The 20873-nt window shown below is 74.5% G+C and carries 16 protein-coding genes, 1 pseudogene and 1 riboswitch; of the genes and pseudogenes, 6 read left to right on the top strand and 11 right to left on the bottom strand.

From position 1 onward, the window contains the following. Nucleotides 1-152 precede the first annotated feature (152 nt). The 4 genes and pseudogenes from B7R87_RS05875 to B7R87_RS05860 form a co-directional block, all read right to left on the bottom strand. The gene (locus B7R87_RS05875) at nucleotides 153-440 is read right to left on the bottom strand and encodes a hypothetical protein (RefSeq protein WP_130584525.1); all 288 of its coding nucleotides are present in this window, start codon (nucleotides 438-440) and stop codon (nucleotides 153-155) included. A gap of 150 nt (nucleotides 441-590) precedes the next feature. Then, the gene (cobC, locus tag B7R87_RS05870; protein WP_040916671.1) at nucleotides 591-1661 is read right to left on the bottom strand and encodes an Rv2231c family pyridoxal phosphate-dependent protein CobC; all 1071 of its coding nucleotides are present in this window, start codon (nucleotides 1659-1661) and stop codon (nucleotides 591-593) included. 390 nt (nucleotides 1662-2051) lie between these two features. Continuing rightward, nucleotides 2052-2216: a hypothetical protein gene (locus tag B7R87_RS05865; RefSeq protein ID WP_157997769.1), complete on the bottom strand. Its 165-nt coding sequence runs from the start codon at nucleotides 2214-2216 to the stop codon at nucleotides 2052-2054. Nucleotides 2217-3021: 805 nt separating this feature from the next. Continuing rightward, a pseudogene (locus B7R87_RS05860) lies at nucleotides 3022-3423 on the bottom strand (cobalamin biosynthesis protein); the annotation flags it as partial. A gap of 245 nt (nucleotides 3424-3668) precedes the next feature. On the opposite strand from B7R87_RS05860, the gene B7R87_RS05855 reads away from it, so the two are divergent. Then, nucleotides 3669-4451, top strand: a complete 783-nt coding sequence (locus B7R87_RS05855) for a ZIP family metal transporter (RefSeq protein WP_006350003.1) — start codon at nucleotides 3669-3671, stop codon at nucleotides 4449-4451. 187 nt (nucleotides 4452-4638) lie between these two features. Here the strand turns inward: B7R87_RS05855 and B7R87_RS05850 are convergent, their stop codons facing one another. The 7 genes from B7R87_RS05850 to B7R87_RS05820 form a co-directional block, all read right to left on the bottom strand. Next, complete coding sequence (locus B7R87_RS05850; RefSeq protein WP_130584524.1) at nucleotides 4639-6153, bottom strand: cobyrinate a,c-diamide synthase; 1515 nt, start codon at nucleotides 6151-6153, stop codon at nucleotides 4639-4641. After that, nucleotides 6147-6746, bottom strand: a complete 600-nt coding sequence (cobO, locus tag B7R87_RS05845; RefSeq protein WP_006350006.1) for a cob(I)yrinic acid a,c-diamide adenosyltransferase — start codon at nucleotides 6744-6746, stop codon at nucleotides 6147-6149. The genes B7R87_RS05850 and cobO overlap by 7 nt, the downstream gene beginning before the upstream one ends. Nucleotides 6747-6750: 4 nt before the next feature. Further along, nucleotides 6751-8862: a putative cobaltochelatase gene (locus tag B7R87_RS05840; protein WP_130584523.1), complete on the bottom strand. Its 2112-nt coding sequence runs from the start codon at nucleotides 8860-8862 to the stop codon at nucleotides 6751-6753. Next, the gene (locus tag B7R87_RS05835; RefSeq protein WP_006350008.1) at nucleotides 8859-10589 is read right to left on the bottom strand and encodes a cobyric acid synthase; all 1731 of its coding nucleotides are present in this window, start codon (nucleotides 10587-10589) and stop codon (nucleotides 8859-8861) included. The genes B7R87_RS05840 and B7R87_RS05835 overlap by 4 nt, the downstream gene beginning before the upstream one ends. 236 nt (nucleotides 10590-10825) lie before the next feature. After that, the gene (locus tag B7R87_RS05830; protein WP_130584522.1) at nucleotides 10826-11818 is read right to left on the bottom strand and encodes a cobalamin biosynthesis protein; all 993 of its coding nucleotides are present in this window, start codon (nucleotides 11816-11818) and stop codon (nucleotides 10826-10828) included. A 169-nt stretch (nucleotides 11819-11987) separates the two neighbouring features. Then, nucleotides 11988-12183, bottom strand: a riboswitch (cobalamin riboswitch). Between the two features lie 272 nt (nucleotides 12184-12455). Further along, nucleotides 12456-12677 (bottom strand): hypothetical protein, encoded by a 222-nt coding sequence (locus tag B7R87_RS05825; RefSeq protein WP_006350012.1) that lies wholly within the window; start codon nucleotides 12675-12677, stop codon nucleotides 12456-12458. 12 nt (nucleotides 12678-12689) lie between these two features. Further along, on the bottom strand, nucleotides 12690-13961 hold the full coding sequence (locus B7R87_RS05820; RefSeq protein ID WP_006350013.1) for an inorganic phosphate transporter: 1272 nt from the start codon (nucleotides 13959-13961) through the stop codon (nucleotides 12690-12692). Between the two features lie 258 nt (nucleotides 13962-14219). Here B7R87_RS05820 and B7R87_RS05815 point away from each other — a divergent pair, with 258 nt between their 5' ends. The 5 genes from B7R87_RS05815 (at nucleotide 14220) to B7R87_RS05795 (ending at nucleotide 20826) form a co-directional block, all read left to right on the top strand. Continuing rightward, the gene (locus B7R87_RS05815) at nucleotides 14220-14891 is read left to right on the top strand and encodes a class II aldolase/adducin family protein (RefSeq protein WP_006350014.1); all 672 of its coding nucleotides are present in this window, start codon (nucleotides 14220-14222) and stop codon (nucleotides 14889-14891) included. A 451-nt stretch (nucleotides 14892-15342) separates the two neighbouring features. After that, complete coding sequence (locus B7R87_RS05810; protein ID WP_006350015.1) at nucleotides 15343-16467, top strand: alpha/beta hydrolase; 1125 nt, start codon at nucleotides 15343-15345, stop codon at nucleotides 16465-16467. Between the two features lie 242 nt (nucleotides 16468-16709). Then, nucleotides 16710-18128 carry a hypothetical protein gene (locus B7R87_RS05805; RefSeq protein WP_078902411.1) on the top strand — a complete coding sequence of 473 codons (1419 nt, stop codon included), beginning with the start codon at nucleotides 16710-16712 and terminating at the stop codon, nucleotides 18126-18128. A 487-nt stretch (nucleotides 18129-18615) separates the two neighbouring features. Beyond that, nucleotides 18616-20214 carry an ABC-F family ATP-binding cassette domain-containing protein gene (locus tag B7R87_RS05800; protein ID WP_006350017.1) on the top strand — a complete coding sequence of 533 codons (1599 nt, stop codon included), beginning with the start codon at nucleotides 18616-18618 and terminating at the stop codon, nucleotides 20212-20214. Between the two features lie 390 nt (nucleotides 20215-20604). Beyond that, entirely contained in the window at nucleotides 20605-20826 is a 222-nt protein-coding gene (locus tag B7R87_RS05795) for a helix-turn-helix domain-containing protein (RefSeq protein WP_006123601.1), read from the top strand. The last annotated feature ends 47 nt before the right edge of the window (nucleotides 20827-20873 follow it).

Below are 20873 nucleotides of genomic sequence, written 5' to 3'. Positions count from 1 at the left end.
TCATGGCCAGCAGGCGCGGCAATACGCGCCGTTGGCCCCACGACGACCGGAAACCGCCGGGCTCCGGCCGATTCCGCCCGCCCGGCCCGGGTTCCGACGGCGGTGCGGCCCGGACCGGAGGGCGCGGTCTGCGCGGGCGTACGCTCGGCGCGTCAGGGCAGCCGCGAACCGCGGCCGTGGGAGCGGGCGGCGCTGACGCGTCCGCCCTCGCATTCGGGCACCCCGGGGGCCCGCGGCGGCCGGGGCGTACAGGATTCACCGCTCGCCGGACGACATCGCAGCATCGCCCAGAGCCATAACGCGGTCGCGCCGGTCAGCCCGCCGCAGATTCCCAGCCGGACACTCTGCCGCGCGGGGAGGAACAACTGCACGGCGGCCGCCTCCGCGGCCAGGAACACCAGGGCCGCGGAGGCCACCACTCGTCGTCGGTTCCGGTTCACGCCGGCTCTCTTTCCGGTCACAGTCCGGCAGGGAGTCCGCCGGGCGAACGTCCTATACCCAGCGGGCACCCGGCCGACGCGGCCCGGAGGCGGAGCGGTCGCGACCCCGGCAGCGGGCACCGGCCGCCCGCCCGGACCCGCCCGGCGGGCTCAGGCGCCGACCATCGCCAGTGCCTGGTCCAGGGCCTGGAGGAACCGGTTCGTGGTCACCCGGTCCCGGACGGCGATCCGGATCCACTCCGGCCCGAGCCCGGGGAACGTATCTCCCCGCCGGGTGGCGAACCCCAGCCGCCGCAGCCGCTCCCGTACCGCCGCACCGTGGCGCACATGCAGCAGCACGAACGACGCCTCCGCCGCGGCCACCACCCTGACCTCCTCGAACTCCGCGAGCCCGGCCAGCAGATGGGCCCGCTCGACCGCGATCTGCCGGGCCGCCTGTTCGGCCTCCTTCAGCGCCGCGGGGTCCATGCACGCCTCGGCCGCCGCGAGCGCAGGGGTCGACACCGGCCACAACGGCTGCGCCCGCTCCAGCGCGTCCACCGTCTCCGGTTCCGCGAGGACGTAGCCGACCCGCAGCCCCGCCAGCCCCCAGGTCTTGGTGAGGCTGCGCAGCACGATCAGCCCGGGGACGTCGGTACGGTCCGCGAGAGTCTCGGCCTCGTCCGGAACCGCGTCCATGAACGCCTCGTCCACCACCAGCAGCCGCCCCGGACGGGCCAGCGCGGCGATCGCGGACGCCGGGTGCAGCACGGACGTCGGGTTCGTCGGATTGCCGATCACCACCAGGTCGGCGTCGTCCGGCACCGCCGACGGGTCGAGTGCGAAGCCCTCCGCTTCGCGCAGCAGCAGCCGGGACACCGCGAACCCGGCGTCCCGCAGCGCCGCCTCCGGCTCGGTGAACTGAGGATGCACGACCAGAGGACGCCGTACGCCCAACTCCCCGGCGACCCGGGCGATCAGGACGAACGCCTCCGCGGCCCCGGCCGTCAGCAGAACCCGCCGGGACGGCAGGCCGTGCCGTTCGGCGACGGCGGTGCGAGCGGCCCGGCCGTCCGGATAGGCGGCCAGGGACACCAGGGAATCCGTGATGCGTTCGCGCAGCCACGGGGGCGGAGTGCCGGTGCGCACGTTCACCGCGAGGTCGGTCAGGCCCGCGGCGGCGTCCCGCATCTCCGCGTCACCGTGGTGGCGCAGGTCGAAAGGGTCAGTGGGCGTGTGCATGGCTGCCGTGGTCACTGTGCTCTCCGTGCGGGCCGTGTCCCCCGAGGCGCCCGTGTTCTTCGCGCTCTCTGCGTTCCCTGCGTTCCCTGTGTTCTCCGCCATCGGCGAGGAGCCCCGGCTCCCCGTGGCGTCCTCCGCGGGACCCCGGCCCGCCGGAGCCCCCGGGATGCACCCCCGATCTGGAGCCTCTCCCCCCACCGGAGCCGGGCCCCGCCCCGCGCGCCGGGCGTGCGGGGGCCTCGGCCGACCGCGACGACAGGGCGAAGGAGCCCACGGCGGCGAGCGGCCGGGGGCAGCGGCGGCCGGGCCTCCGGGCCGGGCCCGGGGGCCCATCGGCCCCGGTGGCGTCCCGGGTGCCGTGGCCGGCTATCAGCAGTACGGGCGGGGTGGTCACGCGATCTCCTTGATGTGGGGGGTGCGGAGGGTGCGGGGGTGGTACGGCGGGGGCGTGAGCGCCGTGGTGACGGCGCAGCCCCGGTGGCGGGCCGTGCCGCCGGGCCGAGTGCGGGGCCCGCAGCGCGGCTCCCGCTCGCTGGGAAGAAGGGCACGGCTCATGGGGCAGCTCCGGAGTGAGGGTGCGGCGGAGGGTGAAGCGCGGCGGGCAGGTCGCCGCGGTATGGCCGGAAGACGACGTTCCCACGGAGGGCCCCAAAAACGGAACCCACCTTGGCACTTCGTCCTTGAACGGGCGGTTCCGGGGGAGTACCCGCCCCATGGGCGATCATGCGCTGAGTGCTTCGGTCAGCCGTCCTCCGCCGCGCACCCGGGGGTACGCGGCCTGCCGCGCCCCACGTCGGCGGACGCCGGGAGTGCGCGGGGAGCACGGTCCGTCCGGCAGCGGACCGCGGAAGGAGGGACTGCGCCGGGCGTGCGGCACCCGCAACGGTCGTTCCGCTGAGGGGTCGGATGCGCCTCGCGCGCGCCGGATCCACCGGCGCATCGAGCGGGGCGGGTGCGCTGCTTCCGTACGGGCTGTACGGGCTGTACGGGCCGTGCGGGCCGTGTGAGCCGGTCCCGCACGGCAGGGGACGTACGGGAAGCCCGGTCACCCCGGGGGCTGCTCCGGCGCGGCAGACCCGGACGCCGTGCGGGCACGCGTCCTCCGCCCGGGCGCTTCGAGCGCGGGCGTACGCGCCCGTGGTGCGGGCGCCGGGTCTGTGCGGCGGTGGGGTGTCCGCCGTCATGACTGCCACCGGATGCCGTGCGGGGTCTCCGCGCGGCCCGCGTTCCCGCGGGTGGCCGTGTTGCCGACCGTCACGACGGTCATCATGTCCACGGACGCCGGATCCACGCTGCCCGGTCCGGCCGGTCGGCTGGATTCCTCCGGCGCGTCCGCCGTCGAAGGGGGCCGGTGGGGCGCCGGGCCGGGATCGGCCTCGGCCGGGCGGCCACGGCGCACCACGGCGCACGTTGCCCCGGCCGGTCGCCCCCGGGGAGCCGACTTGCGCTTCGGTACGAGGAGTTCACCGCCGTCCACGAGCGCCGCGGCCTCCGCGACCGACGGCGTACCGGCGGCCGCGAGGGCCTTGTCCGACGGATGCGGTACGGCGATCCTCGCCAGCCGCTCGGCGGGGTGGGTCACCAGGGGTACGCCCAGGGCCCGGGCCGCGGCCACCAGGCCAGGCTCCCCGGCCTTCGTGTCCACGGTGGCCAGCTCCCGGACGTCCTCCGGCGCGAGCCCGGCGTCCCGCAGGGCGTCCCGGACCAGTCCGAGGATCTCTCCGGCGGGTGTACCGCGGGAGGCACCGACCCCGACGACCAGCCCCGCGGCCCCGGCCGCCTCCGCCCGGCCTTCCCCCGCCGGGGGCCGGCTGAGGGAAGGAAGGGGAAGCGCCTCGCCCGGTGTTCCGGCGGGCACCGAGCCGCCGTGGCCGGTGTCGGACATACGGGGAAGTCCTCTCGGGTGCCCGGCCCGTCGATGGTCGACAGCCCCGGGGCTCGGACAAACGGGTGAATGGGGCGGGTCTGAAGGAGATACGGCGGGGGTCAATCCGCTAGCAAGGGCCCATGGCGGTGTTCGTCGCGCTCGGCGCGTTCCTGATGACGCTGTTCGGAGGCTGGGCGGCCCATCGCGTCACCGACCGCCGCCACCTCGTGCTGGGGCTGGCGGGCGGGCTGATGCTCGGGGTCGTCGGCCTGGACCTGCTGCCGGAGGCCCTGGCCGCGGCCGGGACCCCCGTCTTCGGCGTACCGCAGGCGCTGCTGCTCTTCGTGGGCGGCTTTCTGACCGCGCATCTGGTGGAACGTCTCCTCGCGGCACGGAGCGCCGCGCACGGCGCGGCCGACTCCGGCACAGGCGCGCTCCCCGCCCCCGGAACCGAAGCGGACCCGGCACCGGGCGGCCGGCCACGGGTACCGCAGGTGGGGCTCACGGCAGCCGCCGCGATGGTCGGGCACAGCCTGATGGACGGCATCGCGATCGGCGCCGCCTTCCAGGTCGGGGAGGCGATGGGACTGACCGTCGCGCTCGCGGTCATCGCCCATGACTTCGCCGACGGCTTCAACACGTACACGCTGACCAGCGCCTACGGGAACACCCGGACCAAGGCAGTCGCGATGCTGTTCGCGGACGCCTGCGCACCCGTCGTCGGAGCCGCGTCGACCCTGCTGTTCACCATCCCGGTGGAGGCGCTCGGCTCCTACCTCGGCTTCTTCGGCGGCGCGCTGCTGTATCTCGCCGCCGCGGAGATCCTGCCGGAGGCACACCACACCCACCCCGCGCGCTCCACCCTGCTCTGCACGGTCGGCGGCGCCGGTTTCATCTGGCTGGTGGTCGGCCTCGCCGAGTGACCCAGCCCCCGCCCGTACGCGGTGGACCCCCGGAGCCCGCCGGCCCGGGCCCTGCCAGGGGGCGCAAACGTCACCGGAGCACCCCCGGCGGCGGCCGCACCCGGCACCGGACCGAACCGACGCAGACACCTGAAGAAGCGTTTCTGCAGAGGGGTTGGTCATCCCTTGCACTCCCGGGGCCGCCCGTTCACCGGGCGCACCTCTCCACAAACCGGGCGGCGACGGCCGGCACGGCTGCCCAGTGCGTGTGGAGGTAGCTCGCGTGCACCCCGAGGTGCACGAACCCCTCGGTCCGCCGTTCGGGCCTGAGCAGCCCCCAGGCGGGCGAAGCACCCGTACCCGGCTCGACCACGGTCCGGTGGAACTCGTGCCCCCGGATCCGGGTCCCCGCGGCGGCCAGCACACTGTCTCCGACGGCGACCGCTTCCCGGTAGCCGAGCGTCAGCCGCTGCGTCATCCGCGCATCGGCGCCGAGCACACCGCACATCGGCAGCCCGTCGAGGGACCGCGTCAGATACAGCAGCCCCGCGCATTCGGCGGCGACCGGCCCCCCGCCGCGGGCGAACTCCGCGACCGCCCGGCGCATCGGCTCGTTCGCGGACAGCGCCTCCGCGTACACCTCGGGGAACCCGCCGCCGATGACGATGCCCGCAGTGCCCTCGGGCAGCGCGGTGTCCCGTACCGGGTCGAACGTGACGACCTCGGCGCCGTACGCCCGCAGCAGCTCCGTGTGCTCCGTGTACCCGAAGGTGAACGCCACACCTCCCGCGACCGCGACCACCGGTCCGGTCCCCGCTGCCCGCCCCGCGCGGCTCGCCCTCGCCGGGCCGCCCGCGGCGGGTCCTGCGGCCCCCGCACCGCCCGGCACCGCGCCCGTGAGATCGGGCGAGACCCGGCCGCGGGCCCGGGGGAGCGCGGTCGGCTCCGCCCCCGAAGCCACTCCGGAGAGCACCCCGGAAACCACCCCGGTCCGCTGCTGCGGCACCGGACTCCACGCCGGAGCGCTCAGCGCCGGGGCCGAACGCGCCAGCGCCAGCAGCCCGGGCAGATCGCAGTGCTCCCGCACCAGGGCCGCCATGGCCGCCACCGCCTCCACGGCCTCCGTGGTGCGCTCCGCCGTCGGCACCAGGCCCAGATGCCGCGACGGCGTCGCCACCGAGGCACCCCGCGGCAGCGCCCCGAGCACCGGCACCCCCACCGCCTCCAGCGCATCCCGCAGGAGTTCCTCGTGGCGCGGGGAGCCGACCTTGTTCAGGATGATCCCGCCGATCCGCACCTCCGGGTCGAAGGAGATGAACCCGTGCGCCAGCGCCGCCACCGACCGGGACTGCGAGGACGCGTCCACCACCAGCACCACCGGCGCCCGCAGCAACTTGGCGACCTGGGCCGTGGACGCCAGCTCACCGAGCCCCGACGCCCCGTCGTACAGGCCCATCACGCCTTCCACGACGGCCAGATCGCAGCCCTCCGCGCCATGCCGGAACAGCGGCTCGACCAGCTCGGGGCCGCACAGATAGGCGTCGAGGTTGCGGCCCGGCCGGCCGGTGGCCAGGGCGTGGTACCCGGGGTCGATGTAGTCGGGACCGACCTTGTGCGGCGAGACCGCGAGCCCGGCCCCGGCGAACGCGGCCATCAGCCCGGTCGCCACCGTGGTCTTGCCGCTGCCCGACGAGGGGGCCGCGACGACGAGACGTGCTACCACTCGATGCCCCGCTGCCCCTTCTGACCCGTGTCCATCGGGTGCTTGACCTTGCCCATCTCGGTGACCAGATCGGCATAGTCGACCAGTTCCGCGGGGGCGTTGCGACCGGTGATCACCACATGCTGGTTGCCGGGCCGGTCCCGCAGCACCTCGACCACCTCCGCGGGATCCACCCACCCCCAGTGCATCGGATAGGCGAACTCGTCCAGGACGTACAGCCGGTACGTCTCCCGCGCCAGGTCCCGCTTGACCTGCTCCCAGCCCTCACGGGCCGCTTCCTCGTTGCTGAGCTGCCGGTCCCGCTGGACCCACGACCAGCCCGTGCCCATCTTGTGCCAGTCGACCGTGCCGCCCTCCCCGGACGCCCCGAGGACCGTCAGCGCACGCTCCTCGCCGACCTTCCACTTGGCCGACTTGACGAACTGGAACACCCCGATCGGCCAGCCCTGGTTCCAGGCCCGCAGCGCGAGCCCGAACGCGGCCGTCGACTTGCCCTTGCCCGGTCCCGTGTGGACGAAGACCAGGGGCCGGTTACGGCGCTGGCGAGTGGTGAGCCCGTCGTCGGGAACGACGGACGGCTGTCCCTGCGGCATATGGTCACGCGGCCCTTCTGCTGTCACCTGCGGTACGAACGTCCTTCACCACACCGGCTATCGCCTCGGCCCGGAGCCCGTCGAGCGTCACCACGACGCCCCCCAGCTCCCCGGCGAGCCGGTTCGCGAGCCCCAGCCTCACCGGGCCGGACTCGCAGTCCACCACCACCGAAGCCGTGCCGTCCGAGGCGTGCAGCCCCGCCGCCCGGGAAGCCAGCGCCACCGGCTCCGGGCCGCCGGTCGCCCGGCCGTCGGTGACCACGACCAGCAGCGGACGGCGCGACGGATCACGCATCCGCTCCACCCGCAGCACGTCATGGGCCTTCAACAGCCCCGCCGCCAGCGGGGTCCGCCCTCCGGTCGGCAGCAGGCCGAGCCGGGCCGCGGCCGCGTCCACCGACGACGTCGGCGGCAGCACCAGCTCCGCCTCCCGGCCCCGGAAGGTGATCAGCCCGACCTTGTCGCGGCGCTGATAGGCGTCGAGCAGCAGCGACAGCACGGCACCCTTGACCGCACCCATCCGCTGCCGGGCCGCCATCGACCCGGACGCGTCCACGACGAACAGCACCAGATTGGACTCCCGGCCCTCCCGGACCGACTGCCGCAGATCGTCCCGCCGCACCACGAGCCCCGGCCCGCGGCGGCCACGCGTCCGCTGATGGGGCGCGGCCGCCCGTATCGTCGCGGCCAGATGGAGCGGACCGAGCCCGCCCCGGGGGCGGCGCGCCCCCGTCGTCCGGCCGTGCTCGGCCCGCGCCCGCGACCGGCGCCCCGCGGCCCCGTCACCCGTCCCGGGCACGGTCAGCGGCTTCGTCCGGAACGGCTCACCTGCCGTCACCGCCCGCTGCTCCCCGCCGCCGGAGGGCCGTCCGCCGTCACCGGCCTCCGGCGCCCCGGACGCAGCACCTTCCAACGGCGCGTCGGGCGTGCCCGGTACGTCCGGCCCGTGCTGCGGCGGAAGCCCGCCGCCACCGCCCGGACCCCCGGGCCCCGGACCGTCGCCGCCCCCGTCCGGATCCGGGTCCCGGTCGGGGTCCGAGTCCGAGTCCGAGTCCGAGTCGGGGTCGGGGTCGGGTTCCCGACCGCCGTCCGGCTCGCCCGGATCCGCGAACCGCTCCAGGGTCTCGTCGAGCCTGTCCTCGTCGATGCCGGGCGCGTCGAACGGATTGCGCCGCCGCCGGTGCGGCAGCGCCAGCAGGGCCGCCTGCCGGACGTCCTCCGCCAGCACGTCCTCCCGGCCCGCCCACGCCGCCAGCGCCGTCGCCGTGCGGGCCATCACGATGTCCGCCCGCATCCCGTCGACCTCGAACGCGGCACAGGTCGCCGCGATCTGCCGCAGCGCCCCGTCGCCCAGCCGCACCCGCGGCAGCAGCGCCCTGGCCGCCGTGACCCGGTCCCGCAGTACGTCCTCCTCGCCCGCCCAGTGCGCCGCGAAGCCCACCGGGTCGTCGTCGAAGGCCAGCCTGCGCCGGACGACCTCCACCCGCTGTTCCGGCTCCCGGGACGCCGACACCTCGACGGTCAGGCCGAACCGGTCCAGCAACTGCGGCCGCAGCTCGCCCTCCTCCGGGTTCATCGTGCCCACCAGGAGGAACCGGGCCGCGTGCCGCACCGAAACGCCCTCGCGCTCCACGTACGACGCGCCCATCGCGGCCGCGTCCAGCAGCACGTCCACCAGATGGTCGTGGAGGAGGTTGACCTCGTCGACGTAGAGGATTCCGCGATGCGCGTCGGCGAGCAGCCCGGGTTCGAAGGACTTCACGCCCTCCGCCAGCGCCCGCTCCATGTCGAGGGCGCCCACCAGCCGGTCCTCGGAGGCACCGACCGGCAGCTCCACCATCCGGGCGGGCCGCTGTCCGCCCGCACCGGTCTCGTGCGGGCCGTCCGGGCAGCCGGTGTCCGGCTCGCCCGGATCGCAGGAGAACCGGCAGCCGGGCACCACCGCGACCGCCGGCAGCAGCGCCGCCAGCGCCCGCACCGCGGTCGACTTCGCGGTTCCCTTCTCGCCGCGCACCAGCACCCCGCCGACCCGCGGCGACACCGCGTTCAGCAGCAGCGCGAGCCGCAGATCGTCCTGGCCGACCAGAGCCGTGAACGGATAGGTCGTACTGCTCATGCGTCTCCTTCCTGTCCCTCCGGGGCACCTTCGAGCCCCGGAGGCGTCTGCCGGGTCCGCTCCGGCGTCCCTGTTTCCCGTCCGTCGCCGCCCCGGGCCGGAGCCTCCGATACCCCGTTGTCCGGAGCCGGTGGCACCCCGCCTGCCGGAGCCGGTGGCACCTCGCCGTCCGGAGCAGCCGCCGAGGGTGCCGCCACCGGGGCGGGGGCGCCCGGCGGCACGAACGGCAGACCCGCCGGTGGACCGTCCTCGATCAGCCGCCGGAGCGCTTCCGTGTCCGCGTGCTCCTCGATGAGATCGCCGAGCCGGTCGAGCTGCTCCTCGCGCAGCGCCTCGAACGAGGTGTCCGGAGCAGGCACGAACCGCCGCCCCGCCGCCTCGGCCACCCGCCGCAGGAACGCCCGCCGGAAACCGTCGCTCTCCAGCGACCCGTGCCAGTGGGTGCCCCACACCTCCCCGACCCGGCAGCCGTCCAGGAACGGCTCACCACCGAGGACCTCGGCGACGCCGTGGTGGATCTCGTACCCCTCGACGGGCTCGCCCAGCGCCGATCCGCTGGGCCTCGCCAGAGTCTTGGCCGCCGCGAACCTGACCCGCACCGGCAGCAGCCCCAGCCCCTCGACGACACCGGCCCGGGACTCCACCTCGTCGTCGATGCGGTCACCGAGGAGCTGGAAGCCGCCGCAGATCCCCAGCACCGGGCGCCCCTCGGCGGCCCGGCGCACCAGCGCGTCCGCCAGCCCGCGGCGGCGCAGCCAGTCCAGCGCGCGCACCGTGCCCCGGGTGCCGGGCACGATCACCAGATCGGCGTCCACCAGCTCCTCGGGCCGGTCCACGAACCGCACCACCACGCCCGGTTCGGCCGCGAGCGCGTCGACATCGGTGAAATTGGACATCAGCGGCACCGCGCAGACCGCGACCCGCAGGATCTCGGCGCCGACCGGCGGAGCCACCATCGACTCCCGCACCGCCCCGCGCAGCGACACCCGGAGCCCGTCCTCCTCGTCGATGCCGAGCCCGTGCGCGTACGGCAGGACACCGAAGAACGGACGCCCGGTCACCGATGTCAGCATGGAGAGGCCGGGCCGCAGCAGCTCCACGTCCCCGCGGAACTTGTTGACCAGATAGCCCGCGATCAGGCGCTGGTCGGCCGCTTCCAGCAGGGCCGTCGTCCCGAAGAAGGAGGCGAAGACCCCGCCGCGGTCGATGTCCCCCACCACCAGCACCGGAAGCCCGGCCGCACGGGCGACGCCCATGTTCACCAGGTCCGTGCGGCGCAGGTTGATTTCCGCCGGGCTGCCCGCGCCCTCGCAGATCACGGCGGAGTACGTGCTCCGCAACTGGTCCAGGCAGTCCAGCACCGTGGTCAGCAGCTCCTCGCGCCGCCCGGCACGGCCGAAGTACCCCCGGGCGCTCATCTCGCCGACCGGTCTGCCCAGCAGCATCACCTGGCTGGTGCGGTCGCCGCCCGGTTTCAGCAGCACCGGGTTCATCAGCGCCGAGGGCTCGACCCCCGCCGCCTGCGCCTGCATCGCCTGCGCCCGCCCGATCTCGGCGCCGTCCCGGGTCACGAACGAGTTCAAGGACATGTTCTGCCCCTTGAACGGCGCGACCTTCACGCCCTGCCGGGCCAGCCAGCGGCAGATGCCCGCGGTGACCACGCTCTTGCCCGCGTCCGAGGTCGTCCCCGCGACCAGCAGCCCGCCGCCCCGCCTACGGCCCTCCATCAACCACCGCCTCCTTTCCGTCCCGTCGTCTCCGAATGTCCTCCGCACGGCTCCGCCCGTGAGCCCGCGCCTGCCCGTGACGGCCCGCATCCCCGCGCACCACCGCCCGCGCACGCACCGGCCGTAGCCCCGCAAGGCACTACGGCCGGACCCGCCCGCCGGCAGCGGAACCGGATCCCACGCCGAACCGGATCCCATGCTGAACCCATCGCCCGAATCCCGTCGGAGCCTGTGGACTACCGCCCGCTCCCGGGAAAATCCGTCACCCTCTGGTATCCCGGCCGCCCCAACCGCCCCAGTCGGCCCGCCGCCCACCGTCCGGCCAGGCACACGCCCAGCGTCAGCGCGCCCACCCGTTGCGAAAGCCGTACCGCACGCTCGATGTCCCCGACCTCGACCGGCCGTGCGCCGCCGTTGAGGACCGCCCGGTGCTCGACCCGGCCGCCGTACGACAGCGTGCCGCCGAGCCGTACCCCCAGAGCGCCCGCGAACGACGCCTCGACCGGGCCCGCGTTGGGGCTGGGATGCCCGTGTGCGTCCGCCCGCCACGCCCGTACCGCACCCCGCGGGTCATCGCCCGCGGCGACCGCGAGCGCCGCCGTGAGCCTGGCTCCCGGCCAGCCCGCCGCATCGTCGAGCCGCGCCGCCGCCCAGCCGAACCGGTGGTACCGCGGCGAGCGGTGCCCCACCATGGCGTCCAGCGTGTTCACGGCCCGGAAGCCGACGAGCCCCGGCGCCCCGGCCACGGCCCCCCACACCAGGGCCCCCACCACCGCGTCGGAGGTGTTCTCGGCGACGGACTCCACCACGGCCCGGGCGATCTCCGGCCCGTCCAGTGCCTGCGGATCCCGCCCGCACAGATGCGGCAGCCGCGCCCGGGCGGCTTCGAGGTCCCCGGCCGCCAGCGCGTCCCCCACCGCCCGTGCCTCACGGGCCAGGGACGTACCGCCGACCACGGCCCAGGTGGCGGCAGCGGTCAACGCGGCGGACGCCAGGGGTCGGCGGCGCAGGGTCCGCGCGGCACCCGCCGCCACGGCGACGGCGCCGCCCGCGCAGACAGCGGTGTGGAGCGCGCCCCAGCCCCGGTGGTCACGCCACAGCAGCCGCTCGGACGCGCCCGCGGCCCGCCCGAACACGGCCACGGGATGCCCCCGGCGGGGATCACCGAGCAGCAGATCACCGAGGAGCCCCGCCGTGGCGCCGTACGCGAAGATCCGGTCGGCCCTCACGGATCAGTGCCCGGAAGAGTCGGAGGACGACAAGGGGGACGAGGAGGACAAGGAGGACGAGGAAGACGAGGAAGAGGAGACGACGCCCGCGGGGGCCTCCGCGGAGGCGGAGCCCTGGGGAGAGCCGGTGGGACCGAGGGGGCTCGGCGGGGCCGAACCGCTGCCGACTGAACCGTTGCCGCGCATGGCGAATGTCCTCACTCAGGGTGTCCGCGCCCTGGTTCGACGTGAACGGAGGCGAGAGTTCCTGGCTCCCGGGGGACCTTCTCCCCGGTGACAGTGGCGGGACCGCGCCGGATTCGCACCGGCTTCCTCTACTGCCTCCGTAATGGCCCCGGCAGTCCACCACGGGGTGAGAACAGCCGTCAACTCGCCGTTGACCTGCGACGGAGCGGTGTGCGCAGAGCCACATACAAGGTCCGCGAAGTGCCCCGGACATACGACAGCCGGGCCCGGCACCACGAGGGTGCAGGGCCCGGCTGTCACCGCCGCGAGGGCGGCATCCGGATCAGGGGCCCGCCGGCAGCGATCGGAGAGCCGAAACGGGCCGATCGGAAGCCGACAAGGGCCGATCGGAGAGCCGACACGAGCCGATCGGAGCCGGTCAGGCAGTGGCCGGACGGTGATCAGGCAGTGATCAGGTGACGATCAGATAGATGCCGTACGACACGGCGAGTGCGCAGGCCGTGAAGCAGGCGTAGGCGCCGGTACGGGGGAGGACCGTCGAGCCACCCTTGGCGGCGGCCGCGTCCTGCTTGGTCAGGGCGATGACTCCGAGGGAGAACAGGCCCACCAGGGCGACGGTGCCGATGAGGCTGACACCGAATACGGAGCCCAGGGCTTCCCAGTCGATCTTCATGCTGATCTGTCCTTACACCGCGGCCGGGCTGGCCGGGCCGGTCTCGGGGGCCGACGACGCGGCGGAGGGGGAGGAGTGGATGGTGGCCTTCAGTTCGCCGCTCTCGGCGCCGGCGGGCGGCGGCGGGGTGACGGCGGCCATGGCGGTGGTGACGACACCAGGGGACTCTGCGTCGGCCGGCTCGTCGACGTCGTTGACGTTGGTGTGGTCGACGACCTGGCGGCGGGAGATCACCCAGATCGCTGCGGAGGAGGCCACGAGGAAGACCGCCACGGCGGCCACGCCCCAGTCGCCCTGCTTGGTCACGTACTCGGAGGCGGCGGCGACCAGACCGGCGGCCGGGAGGGTCAGACCCCAGGCGACGAACATCCGGGTGGCGGTGGACCAGCGGACCACACCGCCCTTGCGGCCGAGACCCGAGCCCATCACGGCACCGGAGCAGGAGTGCGTGGTGGAGAGGGAGAAGCCGAGGTTGGAGGAGGCCAGGATGACCGTCGCGGCGCTGGTCTGGGCGGCGAAGCCCTGCTGCGGCTGGAGGTCGGTCAGGCCCTTGCCCATGGTGCGGATGATGCGCCAGCCACCGAGGTACGTGCCGAGGGCGATGGCGACACCGGCGGAGACGATGACCCACATCGGGGGGTTGGAGCCGGGGGCGAGGATGTCACCGGCGACCAGGGCCAGGGTGATGACACCCATGGTCTTCTGGGCGTCGTTGGTGCCGTGGGCCAGGGAGACCAAGCCCGCGGAGGCGATCTGACCCGCCTTGTACCCCTTGTCGGTGCTCTTCTGGTCGGTGTTGCGGCCGATGCGGTACGTCAGCCGGGTGCCGAGGTAACCGGCCAGGCCCGCGACCAGCGGCGCCGCGATCGCCGGGATCAGGACCTTGGTGATCACCGTGCCGCCGTTGACCGAGCTGAAGCCGACGGAAGCGACGGTGGCGCCGATCAGACCGCCCATGAGGGCGTGCGAGGAACTGGACGGCAGTCCGACCAGCCACGTCAGCAGATTCCAGAGGATGGCGCCGACGAGCGCCGCGAAGATGACTTCTGGGGTGATGCCTGCCTCGTCGACGATGCCACTGGAGATCGTCTTGGCGACCTCCACGGACAGGAACGCGCCGACGAGGTTGAGCACGGCGGACATGGCCACCGCGGTCTTGGGCTTCATGGCGCCGGTCGAGATGGTGGTGGCCATCGCGTTGGCGGTGTCGTGGAAACCGTTCGTGAAATCGAACACGAGAGCCGTCACGATCACAATCGCGAGCAGCAGCGTGATGTGTTCCATTTACCCAGGCAATCTTTGGAGGTCAGTGGCTCGCCGAAGGTAAGTAACCTGGGTGAACGGAAGGTGAACTGGGGCCGGACTGGGGGTGACCCCAAGCGGTTCTCATCATTCCGTTTTGGTTGCGGAGGCCCTTCCGGAGGCCTGGATGCCGGGTGCGGTGCCCCTCCGGTGAGGGAAAAGCGCCGTTCATCCGATCTTGTGGTGATATCCATCACGGGGCTTCTGTCCCGCGCGGGGACCGGCTGACAGGATCGCCCCATGACCCGAGCGACCGCACACGCGTCCGACAGCGCCATCGAACAGACCTGGCGGCAACTCGTCGCCACGGCCCGCCGCACGGCCTCGGAGGGGCTCGTCGTGGGGACCTCCGGCAATGTCTCGGCCCGGGTGGGGCCACTGGTCCTCGTCACCCCGAGCGGAGTGCCGTACGACCGCCTCACGGACGGTGACGTCACCGCCGTCGACCTCGAAGGACGCCGGGTCCTCGGAACCCTGGAGCCGACCAGCGAACTGCCGCTCCACCTGGCGGTCCACCGCTCCCGGGAGGTGGGGGCCGTCGTCCACACCCATGCGGCGCACGCCACCGCGGTCTCCACGCTCGTCAGCGAGCTGCCGCCGGTCCACTACATGACGGCCGACCTCGGCGGACCGGTGCGGGTCGCGCCCTATGCGGTGTACGGCTCCGAGGAGCTCGCCGCCCGGATGCTCACGGCGCTCGACGGCCGCCGGGCCTGCCTGCTGGGGAACCACGGCACGGTCGCCGTGGGCGCGACGCTGGACCAGGCGTACGACCGCACGGCACAGCTGGAGTGGATGTGCCGGGTCTGGCTGCTCGCGTCCTCGGTCCCCGGGCTCGCGCCGAAGCTCCTCACACCGGAGCAGCTGGCGGAGGCGGGCGGGCGCCTTCGGGGGTACGGCCAGCCGGGCTGACCGCCCCCGGGCCGCCCGGCTCCCCCGGGCCCGGCTCCGCGAAGGGCCCGCCCGGGCCCTCCCACGGGCCCGGACCCGCGAAGGGCCCGCCCGGGCCGCCCGTACGCCTCCGGCGCGGGTCTACGGGTCGGCCTGACGGCGGCGATGACGGGGAGGCGCCCATATGCCCCCGTCGCAGGTGGCCGCGCCGGAGGCGTACGGCGCGGTGCCGGCCGTTGCCGGGCCGCAGGCCGGGGGCCGCTTCTCGGCAGCCCGCCGTGCCTTCGGCAAGGGGAAACCCGGCACCCCTCCTCCGCCCTGCCGTTCCGGTCGCCGGAGCGGCGGTCCCCGCGACCGGGCCCGCCCCCAGCGCCCCGTCACTGCCTCGCCGCCCCTGCCGCCGGAACTGCGGAGGCCCCCGCCGGGAGGCGCCCCGCTGGCAGAGGAGCGCGGGGGTCACCACACTGGAACGGTGCGCCCGGTAATCGCGACGGCCGCCGCCGTCACCACGCTCGCAGGCCTCGGCACCGCCTTCGCCGCCGCCCGCCACGCCGTCGACACCACGCTCCGGCCCGCGACCGACCGCGCCCTCCCCGGCGGCGGCCGCCTCACCGTCCACGCCACCGCCCCCGGCCGGATCACGCTCACCCGCAGCCTGGCCTCCCGCCGCCCCGGCACCTACGGCCTCGCCGGACACGGCGTCCACGCCGTCGCCGGACCCGTCCTGGAGGGGCTCGCCGAATCGCCCGACACCGTCGTCCGCCGGCTGGACTCCCCGGGCCCGCACCCCCCGGTGCGCGGCACCAAGGTGCGGATGACCCCCCGCCTCCACACCGGCAACCCCGCCGACGCCCTCGGCATCGCCTACGAAGAGGTCACCGTCCCCGGCGAGCTGGGCCCCCTCCCGGCCTGGTTCGTACCCGGGGTCCGCGAGACCTGGGTGATCGCCGTCCACGGCCTCGGCGCCACCCGCGAACACACCCTGAACCTGCTGCCCTTCCTGCACCGCCGCAGCCTCCCCGTACTCGCCGTCGCCTACCGCGGCGACCCCGGCGCGCCCCGGTCGCCCGACGGCCTCGGACACCTCGGCGACACCGAGTGGCGCGATCTGGACGCCGCCCTGCGGTACGCGGCCGACCGCGGCGCCCGCCGCATCGTCCTCCACGGCTGGTCCACCGGCGCCACCATGGCCCTGCACACCGCGGCCAACTCCGCGCTCCGCGACCGGGTCACCGGTCTGGTGCTCGACTCCCCGGTCCTCGACCAGGAGGCCGCCCTGCGCGCCCTGGCCCGAGCCCGGCACACCCCCGCCCCGCTGGTGCCGCTGCTCGTCCGCGCGGCCCGCGGCCGGGCAGGGCTCTACCGGGACCGGGTGCCGGTCGCCGCCGACGCCCGGTCTGTCCGCGTACCGACCCTGGTCTTCCACGGCCCGGACGACACCGTCGCCCCCTGGGCGGCGTCCCGGGAACTCGCGGCCGCCCGCCCCGACCTGGTCACCCTCAGGGCCGTACTCGACGCCCCCCACGCGGCGATGTGGAACGCCGACCCCGATGCGTACGAAGAGGCGCTCCGCCGCTTCCTCACCCCCCTGATGTGAACCCCCGGCCGAACCCCCGGCCGAACCGCCGACCGAACCCCCGGCCGAACCCTCGACGGATCCCCCGGCTCAACCCCTGATGCGCCCCCTGTTGTGCCCCTGTTCGCCCCCGGGACAGACCCCCGCACCCCTCCCGAAACCGGCTTCCGCACGGACCGTCCCGTCCGCCGCGACCACCTCACCGGGCCGGTCCGCCCGGTTCCGTTTGGGCTTTCGGCCCGTCAACGGGAAGACTGCTCCCCGTGACGTCCCGAAAGCCTGATGAGCAATTGGCGCGCAACCCCAGACTCCGTCTTGTCCGCCCGCGACCGCTGACCAGCGCACGCAAGGCCGTGACCACCCGGCGCACCCGGCCCGCGCCGAGGCCCCCCGAGGGCACCCCACCCCCGTCCGAACTGGCCCGCCAGGCCCGCGGCGTGCTGTCCGAGGCGGTCCGTATCGCCCGCTGGGCCGCCGCCGTCGACGGTGATGCCGCCGGTACGGTCCCGCTCACCGGCGGCACCGAGGAACGGGCCGCCGCCGCCCTCGCGCTCAGTCTCGACCAGGTCCGCGCGGGCTGGGACCGGGCCCGCCTCGCCGGCCTCGTCGAACTCCACGGCGGCACCGCACGCCCCGGCTGGCGGCTGCGTGCCTGGGACCGCGACGACATGGCCGTCCTGCGGGGCTGGGTCGCCCTCTTCGACGCCTGGTCCCTGGTGCACCCCGCCCCGGGCGACGTGGCGCCCACCGCCGTCGCCGAGGTCGTCGAGGCGGTGCCCCAGCTGCTGTCCCTGCTCCAGCTCTCCGCGGGCCCCGTCCTGGTGCCCGCGCTGCTCGACCTGCTGGAGCAGCGGGTCGCCGAGCTGCGCGAGGAACGCTGCGAGGTGGCCTGCGCCCCGGGCGCCCCGGGTGCCCCGGACGCCCCTGTGGACCCGGCCGGCCGCACCGCGGCGCCCGTACCCGTCGCACCCCTCCTCGACTGGGCCCTCGACGGCCTCGCCGCCGTCGGCGCCCTCACTCTCGACCGGGGCCGCTCCGCCACCCTCACCCCGCTCGGCAACTGGGCGGTCTGGGTCAAGCTGGAGCAGATCTGCGTCGCCGCCCAGAGCCCGGCCGGGAACATCGAGCAGCCCGCCGAGGACATGCTCCGCGGCTGTGCCCGGCTCACCCCCGGACCCGCCCGCGCCGAGTACCGTGCCTGGCTGGCCGCCCGGACCGTCGCCGTCGCCGTCGCGGAACTGCTCGCCGTCGCCCGCGGCGAGGACGCCCTGCTGCGGGGACTGGCCTTCGAGGCCCTCCGGGTCGTCGGCGCCCCCGCCGAGTCCGAGGTACGGGCGGCGGCCACGGAGGCGTCCCTGCGGCCGTACGCCCTGCTGTGGCTCGCCGAGTACGACGGAGTCGACCCCGAGGACGCCCATGACGTCCTCACCCGGGACGAGGCCACCTGGCTCTGGGTGGACACCGCGGCGGCCGTCGCCGACCACGGCGAGCCCCAGCTGCTGCTGCGCCATCTCGACGCGGCCGTCCAGGGCACGGTCCCCGCGCTGCTGGACGAGGTCCGCTCCGGCGGCCACCCCCGGACGGTCCAGGTCCTGGTCGCCCTCGCGGCCGCCCATCCCGATCCGGCCCTCGCCAAGGCGCTGCGCCGGGCGGCCTTCCAGGTCCACACCGGCGGCGCCTGAAACACCCCGCCCGGGCCGGGGCCCGTCCACGGGGGCTCCGGCCGCTCAGGGAACGCCCGCGGCGGAGCCGCCCCGCCGGGGCCGTCCACCGGGGCTTCCGGCCGACGCCCGCGGTCACAGGCCCCTCGGGGTCCGGCCGCGACGCCCGCGGTCACCGGCCCCGCGCGGGCCGGGCCGCCGTCGGCCGGGCCGTACCGGGCCGCCGCCGGACCGGCCCGAGCACGATCACCCCGCGGAGCCGTCCCGCCGGGTGCCCCTTCCGGGCACCCGGCCCGGGTCTCCCGGGACCGTCCCGCACCGCCTGCCCCTGCCCGGAAGGGCTCCGCCCGCAGGAGCCCACGAGAGCCCACGGGAGCCCGCGGCAGCGGCAAAAGCACTTGCACACCCCGTTAAACTGGCCCCATGGCCATTCTCCTCGCGCAATAGACGGCGTAGCAGACACGCCCACCCTCCCGCCGTCCATACCGCCTGTTTCTGGAGTCTGTCCGTGATCACCGCTTCCGGCATCGAGTTGCGCGCCGGCGCCCGCATCCTCATCGAGTCCGCCACGTTCCGCGTCGCCAAGGGCGACCGCATCGGCCTCGTCGGCCGGAACGGCGCCGGGAAGACCACCCTCACCAAATGCCTCGCGGGCGAGGGCGTCCCCGCCGGCGGCACCATCGCCCGCTCCGGCGAGGTCGGCTATCTCCCGCAGGACCCGCGCACCGGCGATCTCGACATCCTCGCCCGCGACCGCATCCTCTCCGCCCGCGAGCTGGACACCGTGCTGCGGCGGATGCGCGAGAACGAGGACCGGATGGCGAACGGCAAGGGCGCCACCCGCGAGAAGGCGATGAAGAAGTACGAGCGCCTGGAGACCGAGTTCCTCACCAAGGGCGGGTACGCCGCCGAGGCCGAGGCCGCGACCATCGCCTCCGCGCTCGGCCTGCCCGACCGGGTGCTCGGCCAGCCGCTGCACACCCTCTCCGGCGGTCAGCGCCGCCGGGTCGAGCTGGCCCGGATCCTCTTCTCGGACGCCGACACCCTCCTCCTCGACGAGCCGACCAACCATCTCGACGCCGACTCCATCGTCTGGCTGCGCGACTACCTGAAGACCTACCGCGGCGGCTTCATCGTGATCTCCCACGACGTCGACCTGGTCGAGACGGTCGTCAACAAGGTCTTCTACCTCGATGCCAACCGCGCCACCATCGACGTCTACAACATGGGCTGGAAGCTCTACCAGCAGCAGCGCGAGGCCGACGAGAAGCGCCGCAAGCGGGAGCGCCAGAACGCCGAGAAGAAGGCCGCCGCGCTGAACGCCCAGGCCGACAAGATGCGCGCCAAGGCCACCAAGACGGTCGCCGCGCAGAACATGGCCCGGCGCGCCGAGCGGCTGCTGGCGGGGCTGGAGGACGCCCGCGTCGCCGACAAGGTGGCCAAGCTCCGCTTCCCCGAGCCGGCGCCCTGCGGCAAGACCCCGCTGCGGGCCGAGGGCCTGTCCAAGTCCTACGGCTCCCTGGAGATCTTCACCGACGTCGACCTCGCGATCGACAAGGGCTCCCGGGTCGTCATCCTCGGCCTCAACGGCGCGGGCAAGACCACGCTCCTGCGCCTGCTCGCCGGGGTCGAGCAGGCCGACACCGGCGAGGTCACCCCCGGCCACGGTATGAAGCTGGGGTACTACGCCCAGGAGCACGAGACCCTGGACCCCGACCGTACGGTCCTGGAGAACATGCGCTCCTCCGCGCCCGATCTCGACCTGGTCGAGGTCCGCAAGACCCTGGGCTCGTTCCTGTTCTCCGGCGACGACGTCGACAAGCCGGCGGGGGTGCTTTCCGGCGGTGAGAAGACCCGGCTGGCGCTGGCCACCCTGGTGGTCTCATCGGCCAATGTGCTGCTCCTCGACGAGCCCACCAACAACCTCGACCCGGCCAGTCGCGAGGAGATCCTCGGGGCGCTGCGGACCTACAAGGGCGCGGTCGTCCTGGTGACGCACGACGAGGGCGCGGTGGAGGCGCTCCAGCCGGAGCGGATCATCCTGCTGCCCGACGGCGTCGAGGACCTGTGGGGTGCCGACTACGCGGATCTGGTGGCGCTCGCCTGAGCCCCCGGCGGAGGCGTCCGGGGCGGGCCGCGCCCGCCCGGAACGCCGTCGGTGATCACTTCCGTAGGGATCATTCGGCCCACAGGTGATCCGTCATCTGAGTGAGACGCTCTGGTACCCCGGTGTGGTTGCTGGCGGGGGAGCGGTTTTTTCCTCCCGCGTGTTCCCGGAACAGCGCTCCTCCCCGGTCGACCGTTCTGACCTGCCAACTCTCCGGAATCAGAGCTTCCGGGCCCGGTTCCGGAGAGTGTGGAATCCATGGTTCCGAGCGGCTGGACGCGGCTTTGCACGGCAAAGCTCGTCTCATGGACCTTGCCGAATGGGTGGCCAGGAAGCCTGCAAGGGGTGATCATGAGAAGTCCAGAGCGCACTTCCCATGAGGAGGCACGGGTGGCCGAGACTCTGAAGAAGGGCAGCCGGGTGACCGGCGCCGCGCGCGACAAGCTCGCGGCAGACCTGAAGAAGAAGTACGACTCCGGTGCGAGTATCCGGGCGCTGGCCGAAGAGACCGGCCGCTCCTACGGATTCGTCCATCGGATGCTGAGTGAGTCCGGAGTCACGCTGCGCGGACGCGGCGGGGCGACCCGGGGCAAGAAGGCCGCTTCGGCCTGACGCGCCGCGGCGCCGGTGCGCCGATGCGTCTTCTTTCCCCCTCGCAC

The sequence above is a fragment of the Streptomyces tsukubensis genome (assembly GCF_003932715.1).
GTDB lineage: Bacteria > Actinomycetota > Actinomycetes > Streptomycetales > Streptomycetaceae > Streptomyces > Streptomyces tsukubensis.
The sequence above is the reverse complement of the archived record's forward strand: the minus strand, read 5'-3'. Positions and strand labels throughout refer to the sequence as shown.